This window comes from Chitinophaga sp. CCNWYY40, assembly GCF_037483205.1.
GTDB lineage: Bacteria > Bacteroidota > Bacteroidia > Chitinophagales > Chitinophagaceae > Chitinophaga > Chitinophaga ginsengisegetis.
The window spans coordinates 1,018,019-1,031,266 of record NZ_JBBHLF010000003.1 but is presented as its reverse complement, the minus strand read 5'-3'; the positions used below and the strand labels follow the sequence as shown (position 1 = coordinate 1,031,266).

General features: G+C 47.0%; 8 protein-coding genes. 5 read left to right on the top strand and 3 right to left on the bottom strand.

The genetic code is table 11. From position 1 onward, the window contains the following. Positions 1–22: 22 nt before the first annotated feature. Both V7S65_RS14665 and V7S65_RS14660 read left to right on the top strand, forming a co-directional pair. Positions 23–1,648 (top strand): RagB/SusD family nutrient uptake outer membrane protein, encoded by a 1,626-nt coding sequence (locus V7S65_RS14665; protein WP_336386672.1) that lies wholly within the window; start codon positions 23–25, stop codon positions 1,646–1,648. 37 nt (positions 1,649–1,685) lie between these two features. Beyond that, the gene (locus V7S65_RS14660; protein WP_079470615.1) at positions 1,686–3,083 is read left to right on the top strand and encodes an alpha-L-fucosidase; all 1,398 of its coding nucleotides are present in this window, start codon (positions 1,686–1,688) and stop codon (positions 3,081–3,083) included. A gap of 65 nt (positions 3,084–3,148) precedes the next feature. On the opposite strand, the gene V7S65_RS14655 is transcribed toward V7S65_RS14660, so the two are convergent. The 3 genes from V7S65_RS14655 to V7S65_RS14645 all read right to left on the bottom strand — a co-directional run bounded on the left by V7S65_RS14655 (position 3,149) and on the right by V7S65_RS14645 (position 7,011). Continuing rightward, the gene (locus V7S65_RS14655; RefSeq protein ID WP_336386673.1) at positions 3,149–4,750 is read right to left on the bottom strand and encodes an NAD(P)/FAD-dependent oxidoreductase; all 1,602 of its coding nucleotides are present in this window, start codon (positions 4,748–4,750) and stop codon (positions 3,149–3,151) included. A 289-nt stretch (positions 4,751–5,039) separates the two neighbouring features. Further along, a complete protein-coding gene (locus V7S65_RS14650; protein WP_336386674.1) occupies positions 5,040–5,888 on the bottom strand; it encodes a hypothetical protein in 849 nt (282 codons plus the stop codon). Positions 5,889–6,243: 355 nt separating this feature from the next. Further along, positions 6,244–7,011, bottom strand: a complete 768-nt coding sequence (locus V7S65_RS14645; RefSeq protein WP_336386675.1) for a hypothetical protein — start codon at positions 7,009–7,011, stop codon at positions 6,244–6,246. A gap of 125 nt (positions 7,012–7,136) precedes the next feature. Here V7S65_RS14645 and V7S65_RS14640 point away from each other — a divergent pair, with 125 nt between their 5' ends. The 3 genes from V7S65_RS14640 to V7S65_RS14630 all read left to right on the top strand — a co-directional run bounded on the left by V7S65_RS14640 (position 7,137) and on the right by V7S65_RS14630 (position 12,971). Beyond that, entirely contained in the window at positions 7,137–10,331 is a 3,195-nt protein-coding gene (locus tag V7S65_RS14640) for a SusC/RagA family TonB-linked outer membrane protein (RefSeq protein ID WP_336386676.1), read from the top strand. A gap of 11 nt (positions 10,332–10,342) precedes the next feature. Beyond that, positions 10,343–11,773 (top strand): SusD/RagB family nutrient-binding outer membrane lipoprotein, encoded by a 1,431-nt coding sequence (locus V7S65_RS14635; RefSeq protein ID WP_111577793.1) that lies wholly within the window; start codon positions 10,343–10,345, stop codon positions 11,771–11,773. A 100-nt stretch (positions 11,774–11,873) separates the two neighbouring features. Further along, positions 11,874–12,971, top strand: a complete 1,098-nt coding sequence (locus V7S65_RS14630) for a Fic family protein (RefSeq protein ID WP_336386677.1) — start codon at positions 11,874–11,876, stop codon at positions 12,969–12,971. The last annotated feature ends 277 nt before the right edge of the window (positions 12,972–13,248 follow it).

Here is a 13,248-nt window from a genome sequence, read left to right as displayed (position 1 = left end):
CTCACTGCAAAACAACAACAACATGAAACGACTACACATCATCACTATATTATGCGCCTGCAGCCTTCTGGCGGCTTGCTCTAAAAATTTCCTGGACCGTGCGCCGCTGGATCAATACTCTGATGACACCTACTGGACCACCGAATCGGATGCAGTAAAATTTGCCTCCAGGGTATATGAATTCCTCCCTTCCGCCGACTTTTTTGTTTGCTATGAAGGAATGAGCGACAACGCTTTTTCCAAAACAGCTTCCTGGGGCAATACCCTTCGCAATGCGCAGCTGATTGGCAACAGCACGTTTGTAGCCACTACCGGTAATCTGGGCGACGAATGGAAATACGACCAGGTAAGACATTGCCTCGAATTCCTTGATCATGTGGATAAAGTGCCTGATATGAATGAAGGATTAAAGAAAAGATTAAAAGCAGAAGTAAAGGTATCGCTGGCGTACCGTTATTTTATAATGGCTACGCTTTTCAGGGATGTGCCTTTGGTGACGAAAGTATTTGCTACTCCTGCTGAATCAGATGTGCCGCAGGACAAGAAAGCCCTGGTGATTGCGCAGGCGATCAAATGGCTGGATGAAGCTGCACCGGATTTGCCGCCATCTTATACCGGCGACGATAAGGGACGCTTTACACAAGGCGCCGCCTGGGGACTGAAAGCCCGCGTGCTTTTATATACCGGCGACTATGCAGGTGCTGCCACTGAAGCAAAGAAAGTGATCGACAGCAAAGTGTATTCCCTGTACCCGGATTATTATAACCTGTTTCAGCAGGAAGGAGATTACTCCTCCGAAAGCATGATCAGCTATATCCATGTAAAGGAGTTACGCCCGAATGGCTTGCGTGATATTGCCGGTGTGAACTCTGTTTCAGGAGGTACGCTTTATCTGAATCCTTTGCCTTCGCTGGTAGATGATTATGAAAGTGCCGCCGGTTATTATCCTTACACCAAAGATCCTGCGTATGATGCACATGCGCCGTGGAAGAACCGTGACCCGCGTTTAAAGGCCACTATTTATTACCCCGGCAGCACGCTGGCAAATGATAAAATGTACGATCCTATTAACAGTGCGCTGGATAAAATAGGCGGCGATAAAGCCACCTATACAGGTTATGCGTTTAAGAAGATCTTCGATAAAACAGAGCTGGAGTCCCGCGATAATGGCGGCAACGACTGGAAGATCCTCCGGTATGCAGAAGTGCTGCTTACGTATGCAGAAGCTGCGAATGAAACCTCCGGACCATCTGCAGATATTATTAATGCGCTGAATGAAATCAGGCGTCGTGCCGGTATGCCCGATGTAGCCGCCACTTTCGCGCTTAACGGGTGGAGTATGAGCAAGGAAACGCTGCGTACTTTTATCCGTCATGAGCGCCGGATAGAGCTGGCTGGTGAAGGACACCGCTACTTCGATATTTTGCGCTGGAGAATTGGGCAGCAGGTATTGAACGGACCTATTTATACGATAGATGCGTCTGCCGGGCTAACAGATATTCCTGCTACCGGTGGTAAAACCAATAAGTATCCTAAAACAAAGCTGGAAGACAGGCATTTCAGTACGGATAAATTTTATGTATGGCCTATACCACAGGGCATACTGGATCAGGGCCGCAAATTGGTGCAACAACCTGAATGGAAGTAAGTACGTTTTATTCTTTTATATTTTAACTCATTAGCTTGTGAAAAAGAATCAGGTTATCAGCCTTCTGGCGGCGGTACTGTTACTCGTAACGGGGCGGGCCGGCGCCCAGCAAACACCGTCGCTGCCTGCGTTGCAGCAGCAGTTTGTGGATCTGCGTTTTGGTATGTTCATCCATTTCAATATTCCTACTTTTATGGATGATGACTGGGCCGATCCGGAAGCATCCCCGGCTATTTTTAATCCGAAGAAACTGGATTGTAATCAATGGGCGGCAGCGGCCAAGTCAGCAAACATGTCTTATGGTTGTTTAACCACTAAGCATCACAGCGGTTTTGCCATCTGGGATACCAAAACCACTCCTTATAATGTGATGAACAGTCCGTTGAAAAGAGATGTGGTAAAGGAATACACCACTGCTTTCCGTGCGAAAGGACTGAAGGTGATGTTGTATTATTCAATCCTGGATACGCATCATAAAATCAGGCCGGGGCAAATTACAAAAGAGCATATTAAGATGATCAAGGCGCAGCTCACCGAGTTGCTCACCAACTACGGCGAAATTACCGCGCTGATCATTGATGGCTGGGACGCGCCGTGGTCGAGGATTTCCTACGATGATGTTCCTTTTGAGGAAATTTATGGCCTCATCAAAAGACTGCAGCCTAAGTGCCTGGTGATGGATCTGAACGCTGCGAAGTATCCTGCGGAGGCGTTGTTTTATACGGATATCAAATCGTATGAGCAGGGTGCTGGTCAGCATATTTCTACTGATAACAACCGCTTGCCGGCGTTGTCCTGTTTGCCTATTAACACGGCGTGGTTCTGGAAAGCTGATTTCCCTGCTACACCGGTGAAGAGCGTGGACCAGTTGGTAAATGAAAACATTGTTCCTTTTGGTAAAGCGTGGTGTAATTTCATTTTAAACGTAGCGCCTAACCGGGATGGCTTAATAGATAACAATGCACTGGAAGCATTAAAGCAGGTGGGAAAACAGTGGAAGAATGACGGACCGGTAGCGGCATTACCTGCGTATGCATCTCCCATTATTTCTCCCAACATTGCCAAACACCAGGCGGCTAATTCCAGCTGGAGCAGTGATATGAACATCATGGATTTTGCGAACGATGATAGTTTCAGAAGCACGTGGCAGTCGAACCGCGCGGTAAAGCAGCCCTGGTTTGAAGTGGAATTTGACAAACAGCAGGGTTTTAACATGATTGTGATTACGGAAGACAAAGCGCGTATTAAACAATACAGGCTGGAGTATAATGAGAACGGGGAGTGGAAGCCACTGCCATCAGCAGGGGAGAATGCGGGGCGTGTGAGGATTCACCGTTTTCCGCGTGTATGGGGTAATAAAGTGAGGATACTGATAGACGATTACACTGAAACGCCCGCGATTGCAGAGTTTGGCGTGTATAACGAGAAACGGTAACCATTGATTTTATCCGCAGACTTTGTTCCCGGAGATAGTTTCCAGGAACAAAGTCTGCGGATTTTTTATTTTTTCTCTTCATGATATTCCTGTTCTGTGTTGATAGACCAGATATTTGATTTGGTAACGATGCCGTTGGCGATATTATCTACCGCTACCATTGCGGTGAGCATAGAGTGGTCGGAGTTATTGTATTTGTGCATACCGTTGCGGCCAACCAGGAACAGGTTTTCGAAGGTATCTATATAGCTTTTCAGTTCTTCAAAGCGGGCATAGGTGCCCCAATAGGCGGGGTATGTTTTTTCCATTCTGAGTACGGTGGCGTCCAGCACATCTGCTTGTTGCGCCAGTCCTATTTTACAGAGTTCCGTGATGGCGGTTTGCCGGATTTGTTCATCTGTCAGTTCCCAGAAATCATCTCCTTTATTGCAGAAGTATTCCATGCCCACCCAGGTAGTGTCGGGGTCTTTCACCATGTAGGGGCTCCAGTTATTGAATAGTTGGAGTCGTCCTACTTTCACATCTTTTTCCTGGATGTAGATCCAGGTGTCTTTCAGTTCCAGTGGTTTGTGTTCGCCGGTTTTTTTATCCGCGAAGCTGAGGTTTTTTAGTAAGATGCCGATGGTGATAAAGTCGCGGTAATGCAGTCCGGCGGCGATTTCCCGGACATTGCCCGGTACATTTGCTTCCAGGTCGGCTACCAGTTCTTTGATGGGCATGGTAGAAAAGAAGTAGTCGCCTTCCAGCAGCACTACTTCGCCGGTGGTGCGGTCCAGCGCTTCGATGGCGGTGATTTGATTACCGGAGGTATGGATCTTTTTTACATCGTGTTGCATTAATACGGTACCGCCTTTGTTGATTACCTGGTGGGCTACTTCTTCCCATAGCTGGCCGGGGCCATGTTTAGGATACAGGAATTGTTCGATCAGGCTGGTTTCTACATTTTTTTGTTTGAGGTCTTTGGGTTTCCCTGCTTCGATGGCGGATTTTACCGCGTGTGAAATAGCTTTACCGATAGAGATGCCTTTAATCCTTTGTGCGCCCCATTCTGCAGAAATGGCTTTGCAGGAAACGCCCCATACTTTTTCTGTATAATCTTTGAAGAAGAGGTGATAAAGGGTAAGTCCAAAACGGTTTACCATGAAGTCTTCCAGCGACTTTTCATTTTTCCTGGGGAAGATCTGCGCCCACAGGTACGATACCATAATACTGATGGTAGTGGAGAAGCCCAGTTTGCGGAGGGTATCTACAGATAGCTGAATGGGGTAGGTAAAGAATTTGTGCAGGAAGTAGATGCGCGACAGGCGTTTTCTTACCAGCATGATGAGGTCGGGATCAGGCGCTACGAGGGTATCCGTGTTATTGTTGTTGCGGGTAGCTTTTATTTCTTTTGTTTTTTGCTGGTAGCTGATAGAGAATATTTCTGCGGCTTCTTTATCCAGCGGCATCATGTTCATCCACCAGTCCATTACGCGGTCTGATTTGGAGAAGAAGCGGTGGCCTCCGATATCGATACGGTTGCCTTTATAGTTTACAGTTTTGGAGATCCCGCCGATATCTGTGCTTTTCTCCAGTACAATAGGGGTGATACTGGTGCGCTGTAGTAGTTCATAGGCGGCAGTGAGCCCTGCAGGGCCGGCGCCAATGATGATAGCTTTCTTTTGCATGAGCGAATGAGGTTATTGAATAAATGGTTCTGAGGTGAGCTGTTGTGCAATTAACTGTTGGAAACGGCCTGCCGGAGAGGCATTCCCCGGGCAAAAAAATGGTGGAAGCTGTTAGTCAGTGGCATAGTAGAAAAATGGTTTTACTCCAGGTATTTCCGGGCAAAGGAATTACCTGTTTTTTTGAGGGTGTATATAAATATGGGTTAGCAGCAGATAATGAAGGCTGCCCGCACTATACAAGTATAGACGATGTTACTGAAATGCGACGGCAGCAATAAAGGTTAGCGGTTCAGAATTTCCATTTATAAAAATTGAGGGGAGCGTGTTTTCCTTCGCTGATGGTAACATAGCCGCTGTTGTCTGGCAGGATGGTGATGCCTTCACCTTGTTTTTCGATTACGTAGGGGAGTTCTTTTGCAGGTTTTGACATGGCCTGTTCCACGCTTTCGTTGGTATTGCGGTGCCAGTAGTAAACGGTGGTGAGGGTTTTAATCACGATGTGGTGTCCGTCTTTGGAAATATCGCCGGAGGTGACCCAGGTGTAGGGGAGTTTTATTAATTTCTCCAGGGTGGCTTTATCGCCGTCTTTGAAGAACAGCTGGTCGGTTTTATACAGGCTTATTTCTTTTTCTCTTTTGCTGAGGATATAGATTTGTTTGCTGATAGGATCAATCATGAGCGACTCTGCATCGCGGGGGCTGTTGGGGTAGTGGAGTTTGAGCACATCGGGCTTTATTTCCAGGTGTGCAGCGGGGAGTTTATCCGGCTCCTGGAAGCGGTAAATGCGGATATGATCCCGTTCGCCGGAGTTATCGCCGATATCACCTACGTATACATACTGCTTACCTTTTTCCGGTCCGATACCTTCCGCAATATCTTCCCAGTCACGGTTCCCTGCGCCGGTGAGTTTCACGGTGCTGATCAGCGCTGCTTTACTGTTGAGCAGGTATACTTCGGGTTTATTGCCGCTGTCGTTGTGCGTCCAGTAGCAGCCTTTCAGGGTGGTGCTGGACGCGATGCCGGAGGCTTCTCTGATTTTGTCGGTAGACAGGGCGCCGAGTGCCACCGGGGCAACGGTTTGTGCCAGCGTGGTGACGGAGGACAGGAGCATGAATATATAGATGGTGATATAACGCATGCGTTAAATTACGGAAAAGTGGGGAATTAATAAGTGTATACGTATGAGTTACTCAGGAATGGCTTAGGAATCGCTGTACAGTGGCTTAGGACATACAGTATCCATGCAGGGGAGGTGGACTTGAAGCGGAGGTTGTCTTCACCAGGATCAGGATGATTTTACGGATTGCTTTTTTTGATTTTTTTTGATTGTGAGGGATTTTTTGGAAGATGATTGATCGTTGAACGGGTGATTTTTGGTTTTTTATGGCTTTTTATTGTTGATGTGATACCGTGGCGCATGGCGATTCAGGAGTGCGATGGCTCCGGGGTTTTAGAGATGATATTTTGTTGATTGTTTTACGCAGAGGGAGAACTCATTCCCGTTGCCACTTATTGGCGGTGCGCACTACCGGTGATCCTGGTGTTTTCGCGGGTCTGTAAGGTAATACTTTCCTGACATCCGGTATATGTTGTTTCCTTTTTGCGGCTTCCTTTTTGGTTGCCGGTGTAGCGACGAACATGATATCGGCGGCCATGAAGCGGCGGTCTCCAACAGGATCGGCTCCTTTCCAGGCGGTTACCTGCAATACTACCAGCAGCGTTCCTTTTCCGGGAACGGATGCGTTCAGTTCTGCTCCATTGAAGGGGGCGTTCAGATCCACCTTTATGGTTGTGGAATGCTGTTTAATGATCCGCCGTTCCACGAAGCTGATGCGTGTAGCCATCACCGTTATTTCCAGGTGCGTAATGGCGCCCTGCGGCGATAATGTTTGAGCCGGTATTTTTAATGTACCGTTTTGCATCACCGGTTGCAGCCAGAAGAATTTATCGATGCCGGTGTGTTTATTGAACCGGAAGCCTTCGAGGTGTTTCCACTGGTCTTTCCCCGCGGTGATCAATACTTTGTTGAGGCGGTTCACGAGGGAGCCGTCGCAGTTAATTTCCAGCTGAGGCGTAATAGCCTGCCGGATGAGTTTTGCCTTCCTGCTGGCGATCCCGAAATTGCGGGATGCCTGCCGGGTAGCGGCAGTTTGTTTTACAGTGACCGGCATGGTGCGTACAAAATAGCTCCCATTTCTCCGGTAACCGATCACATTATCCAACTTACCGGTGAATTGGAATAACCCAGTTTGTTTTGCCATAGCGATTTGTTTTTACTGAAAATACGAAGAAATGGCGAGATGTGAGCTTTCCCGTGCTATTGACATTAAGAGATTAATGCGCTATTTTGTATAATATATCTTAACCAAAATCTAACCTCTATTCAATGAAAAAACTCCTCGCTATCCTATTGGTGTACTGTGCCATATCCTTACCCTCCATCGCGCAAACGGGTATTATTACCGGTAAGGTAACAGGTGAAAAAGGTGAAAGCCTGCCTGGTGTGAGCGTACAGATCAAAAACACTAATAAAGGTACTTCAACAGACACCGATGGAAACTTCCGGCTGGATGCCGGCAATACCGATGTAATACTGATTTTCCGCCTGGTAGGGTATCTTACAACAGAAGTAAATACCAGTGGAAAAAGCAGCATTACCGTTACACTAAAACAGGACACCCGGAACCTGGATCAGGTGGTGGTTACTGCGTTGGGCATCTCCCGGAAAGAAAGAGCAGTAGGTTACTCGGTACAGGAAGTAAAAGGGAGTAACCTTACGCTTACGAAAGAGCAGAATGTGCTGGGCTCCCTGGCGGGTAAAATAGCGGGCGTGCAGGTGGTAGGTTCATCCGGGGCCAGTATGGGCGGTACGCAAAAAATAAAGCTCCGTGGCATCAACTCTATCAACGGGCAGGAAGAGCCGCTGATAGTAGTGGATGGAACGCCTATTTCCAATAATAACTTTGCCGGCAGAAACGGTCCGGATCTGGGAAACCTGGCGCAGGACGTTAACCCGGAGGATATTGAATCCGTGAATGTGCTGAAAGGCCCGGCTGCCTCCGCGTTATATGGACTGAGAGGACAGTATGGTGTGATCCTGATCACCACGCGGCAAGGCGGTCGTAAAGGAAACAGGAAAGTGGCAGTGGATGTTAACTCCGCTTTTTCCGTTGAGAAAGCAGGCAATTTTATGCCGTTGCAAAATATTTACGGGGCCGGTAGCAGTCAGCAGTTCAGTACTATTACCGTGAACGGGCAATCGCAGTTAGTGGCGTCCGGTACCGATGAAAGCTGGGGCCCGAAAATGGATGGCACACCGGTACGGCAAATGTATAGTTTCTATCCTGCTGATCCTGACTATGGCAAGCTGACGCCTTTTAGTCCGCATCCCGATAATATCAAGGATTATTTTGTAACGGGTACTACTTTTAATAACAACATCAGTATGTCTGGCGGTGGTGAGAATACCACTTTCCGGCTGTCGTTCAATCACACTGATATCAAGGGTATTGAGCCCAATACCTATCTCAAAAGAAATAATCTCGGCTTTAACGGCTCGCTGAACCTGACGCCGAAATTAACGGTATCTACCAGCTTCAATTATGCCAACAATAAAGGCCAGCGCCCGGCCCAGGGCTACTACCAGGGTTCGCGTAACTTTTATCAGTGGTTTGAACGGTCGCTGGATATGAACCGGCTAAAGCAATATAAATATCCTGATGGTACTTTTTATCACTGGAATCATGAAGATATTGATGATCCTGATTTTCTGAAGAAGCCGGGCAGCGACTGGAACAACCCTTACTTTGAAGCATACGAGAATCTTAATCACGATACACGCGACCGCCTCTTTGGTAATGTGGGCCTGAGTTATGATGTATTGCCAGGACTGAAAGTAAGCGGCGCCGTGAGAGGGGATATGTATACGCAGAGCATTGATCAGCGTAAGGCTTATGGGGGCAGGGATATCAACGAATATTATGAAGCGAAATTTGAGAATAAGGAGATGAACTACGAGATACTGGCTCAGTATAATAAAGCTTTTGATAAACTGAGTTTGAATGCCAACCTGGGCGGTAACCTGCTTACGCAGCGGTATAACGGCATCCAGGGCAGAACGCAGGGTGGTTTATCTGTTGTGAATTTCTATAATCTTTCTGCCTCCATCGACCGGCCAAATGTATCCAACTATCTCCGGAGAAAGGAAGTGCGCAGTGCGTTTGCAGCCGTTTCACTGGGTTATGATAATATTTATTACCTCGATGCTACCGTGCGTAATGATATCTCCTCCGCACTGCCGGCGGGCAATAATTCTTACTGGTATCCATCTGTATCTTTCAGTATGGTGTTCAGTGAGCTGCTGAAGTGGGAGCCGCTTTCCTATGGAAAAGTGCGGCTCAGTTTTGCCAAGGCGGGCTCGGACCTGGACCCTTACCAGATCTACGAGTCGTATATATTGGAAACGCCGTATAAAGGACGTGATGATAATACCTATTTGCCTATGCACCTGCCTACCACGCTCAATAATCCGGGGATCAGGCCATCGTTGGGTAATTCCTTTGAAACAGGTTTGGATCTGAAGGTGCTGAATAACCGTTTAGGGCTTGCCTTTACCTATTACAACCAGCAGAATATTGACCAGGTGCTGAGTATCCCTGTATCAGGCGCTATTGGCTATGAGAATACGATTATTAATGCCGGGAAGATCCAGAACAAAGGTGTGGAGCTTAGTTTGAATGGCACACCGGTACAAACAAAATTCTTCAACTGGAGCTCAACGCTCAATGTGAGCAGGAACAGGAGCCTGGTGAAGGAATTGTATCCGGGCATTAACACCCTGCAGCTGGATGTGAATACGTATTCAAGAGTGAGTGTTTACCTGAATGCGGATGTAAACGCCGCTTTCGGCACGCTGGTAGGGAATGCTTACCGTCGTGATACTAAAACGGGCAAGATACTACTGGATGCGGCCAATTTGCCGATGTTTGAAGAGAACCACAACTTTGGCAGCGTGGTGCCTGATTTCACCGGGGGATGGCTGAATACGTTCCGTATTGGCCGGTTCGATGTATCAGCGATGATCGATTTTCAATCCGGCGGGCAATTTTTCAGCTGGACAAAAATGCTGAGTGTTAAGTCGGGGCAGGCTGAAGAAACAGCAGCCATTAATGATAAAGGGAAGAATGTACGCGATCCGCTGGCAGATGGCGGCGGCGTGAAAGTAAATGGTATCTCCAGTGTAACAGGAGCTGAAGTAACTGCTTATGTAGATGCAAAATCTTATTACCGTACGGTGCTTGGCACATCGGTATATGAAGAATGGTTGTATGATGCCAGTTATATTAAGATGCGGGAACTTCGTGTAGGCTATACCTTTACCAAAGAGCTGCATAAGAAAATGCCATTCAATAGCATTAATGTAGCGCTTATTGCGCGTAATCCTTTTATGATATACCAGCAGGCGCCCAAAGGGCTTGATCCTTCCGAATTGTCTACGGGACGGTCGTCTATCAGCTGGCTGGAAACAGGGCAATTAGCCACCACCCGTTCGTTTGGTATCAATCTTAACATTTCTCTGTAAACCAGTCTACCATGAAAAAGCTATTATATATCATTATCGTACTTGCGTTTACGTTAGTATCCTGCACCAAGTTTTCAGATAGCATTAACCGTGATCCGAATCAGCCGGATACTTTTTCCAATCCCAAGCTGCTTACCTATGCCATCCTGCGAATGGATACCACCACGGCCACTCCCTATGGATTGTTGTATGTGCAGCATCTTTCCGAAAAAGTATATACAGATGCCTCCCGTTATATCAACATCTCCTTTGAATTTTCCAGTTTTTATGCCGATGCGCTGATGAACCTGAACAAGATCATCAACACTGTTCATTTTAATGAAGATGAAGGATCAGCCAATAACCAGAAAGCAGTAGCCAGGATACTCCGGGCTTACTTCTTCTGGTACATCACCGACCGCTGGGGAGATGTGCCTTACAAAGAAGCATTGCAGGGACGGGATAAAATAAATCCCGCTTACGACCGCCAGAAAGATATTTATACAGACCTGTTTAAAGAACTAACCGAAGCCGCCGCCCAGCTGGAAGACAGCAAAACAGCCGCCGCAGGCGATGTGTTGTATTATGGCGATATCAGTAAATGGAAACGGCTGGCAGGCACCCTGCATGCACTCATGGCATTACGACTGTCGAAAGTAGATCCCGCCTGGGGCAAGCGTGAATTTGCCGCCGCATTAACCGATGGCATCTTTACCAGTAACGACGACAATGCCATTTCACAACACCTCGGAGAAGCAGCCTACCAGAACTACTGGTACTACGTGTATTCCGTGCAGGGCCGCAGATGGTACTGCATCAGCAAGCCACTCGTAGATTATATGAAGCCACTGGGCGATCCCCGCCTGAAAGTATATGCAGGCACCACCGGCAGCGGCGATTATGTAGGCATGCCTTACGGTTTGCAGGGAAACCAGGCGCAGAATATCCCCGCAAGCAGCGTATCCTTCCAGGGAACGGCTATACGTAAACAGGATGCCACCGTTTACCTGGTGACATACGCACAGGCACTGTTTGCCCGTGCAGAAGCCGCGAAGCTGGGATGGATCAGCGGCGGCGATGCGGCGGCATTGCTCGATTACAATGCCGCTGTTACCGCATCTATTAATCAGTGGACAGGTTCCTCCACCGGCGTTGCCGCCTACCTCGCACGTCCGGAAGTAGCGTATAATGCCGCTACCGCTATTAAACAGATTGCTTACCAACGTTGGGTACATCTGTATATGAACGGTTATGAAGCATGGGCAGAATGGAGAAGGACAGGCTATCCTGAGTTAACGCCTGCGCCGGATAATAATAACATCCCTATTCCGCGGAGACAGGGATACCCGCTTTCAGAGCATAATGTGAATACGAAGAGTGTGGATGATGCGGTTGCTGCGCAGCCGGGGTTGCATGGTAAGGATGATTTGACGGGGAGAGTGTGGTGGGATGTGGAGAGGTAGGAGGAAGTGGAACTACGTTAATTGCCGCAAATTATGCGGTGATTAAGCGAGTATTTGCGGATAATAATCCGTATATTCACCGCAAAATGAGCGGCGAATAATGTATATACACAATAGAAATACCTGGCCGGAGTTCAAATGGGATCACAGCAAGCTTACAGACCTGCTGGCGAAAGTACGTTTCCAGCAGGGGAAAATACTGGGTTATATGGAAAGCCTGGGCTTTGATCTGCAAACAGAAGCTTCTCTTGAAACTATTACACTCGATGTATTAAAATCCAGTGAAATTGAAGGAGAAATACTTGACACGGAGCAGGTGAGATCGTCTATTGCTAAAAGATTAGGAATTGATATTGCCAGTCCGGTTCACATTGATCGTGACGTGGAGGGGGTAGTGGAAATGATGATGGATGCGGTACAGCAGTATACAGCCAAACTTACTAAAGAAAGGCTCTTCAGCTGGCATGCTGCGCTTTTTCCTACCGGGCGAACCGGAATGAGAAAGATTGTTACCGGCGCGTGGAGAAATAACCCGGATACAGCTCCGATGCAAGTGGTTTCAGACCCTTACGGAAAGGAAAAGGTTCACTATGAGGCGCCTTCCTCACGCAGACTGCCTGCAGAAATGAAAGCATTTCTTCAATGGTTTAACGGAAATACTTATTACGATCCAATTATAAAAGCTGCATTGGCTCATTTATGGTTTGTTACCCTGCATCCTTTCGATGATGGAAATGGCCGTATAGCAAGGGCTATCACTGATATGCAACTGGCCCGTGCAGATGATAACAGTCAACGGTTTTACAGCATGTCGGCTCAGATCAGGAAAGAAAGGAATGCCTATTACGCCATACTGGAAAAAACACAAAAGGGAAATCTGGATATAACAGCGTGGCTGGAATGGTTCCTCGATTGTTTATATCGCGCAATGATGGCTACAGATGAAATTTTAACCAATGTTATAAATAAAGCCAGGTTCTGGGAAAGGTATAAAGACAAGGAATTTAACGGACGTCAAAAAATGATGTTGTTAAAAATGCTGGATGGTTTTAATGGAAAGCTTACTTCTTCCAAATGGGCAAAGATTACCAAATGCTCCTCGGATACTGCGATCAGGGATATTAATGACCTGTTGGAGAAAGAAGTTTTGAAGAAGGAGGCTGCTGGTGGAAGAAGTACAAGTTATGTGTTGGTTTGATTGGCGGCAAAACCGGATTGTAATGATTAATTCAGGATTAAAATAACAAAGCTGATTAAGTTGTTAATCAGCTTTGTTATTTTGAAATTTGATGTGCGTGTTATGCACCTGTGTCAATATCTGTTTGATTGATGCTCATGACTGAACTGGTTTTGTTGGTTGAGATTAAGAATAGGCATGTTATGCACCTGTTTCGATATCTATTTGATCAATGTTCATGATTGGATTGTTTTTGTTGGGTGTTTGTATTTGGTATGACAAAATTATGCGTGAACGT

Coding starts and splice junctions, on each gene's coding strand:
- V7S65_RS14645 (WP_336386675.1), bottom strand. CDS start 7,011: ATGGCAAAACAAACTGGGTTATTCCAATTCACCGGTAAGTTGGATAAT.
- V7S65_RS14655 (WP_336386673.1), bottom strand. CDS start 4,750: ATGCAAAAGAAAGCTATCATCATTGGCGCCGGCCCTGCAGGGCTCACT.
- V7S65_RS14640 (WP_336386676.1), top strand. CDS start 7,137: ATGAAAAAACTCCTCGCTATCCTATTGGTGTACTGTGCCATATCCTTA.
- V7S65_RS14635 (WP_111577793.1), top strand. CDS start 10,343: ATGAAAAAGCTATTATATATCATTATCGTACTTGCGTTTACGTTAGTA.
- V7S65_RS14665 (WP_336386672.1), top strand. CDS start 23: ATGAAACGACTACACATCATCACTATATTATGCGCCTGCAGCCTTCTG.
- V7S65_RS14650 (WP_336386674.1), bottom strand. CDS start 5,888: ATGCGTTATATCACCATCTATATATTCATGCTCCTGTCCTCCGTCACC.
- V7S65_RS14630 (WP_336386677.1), top strand. CDS start 11,874: ATGTATATACACAATAGAAATACCTGGCCGGAGTTCAAATGGGATCAC.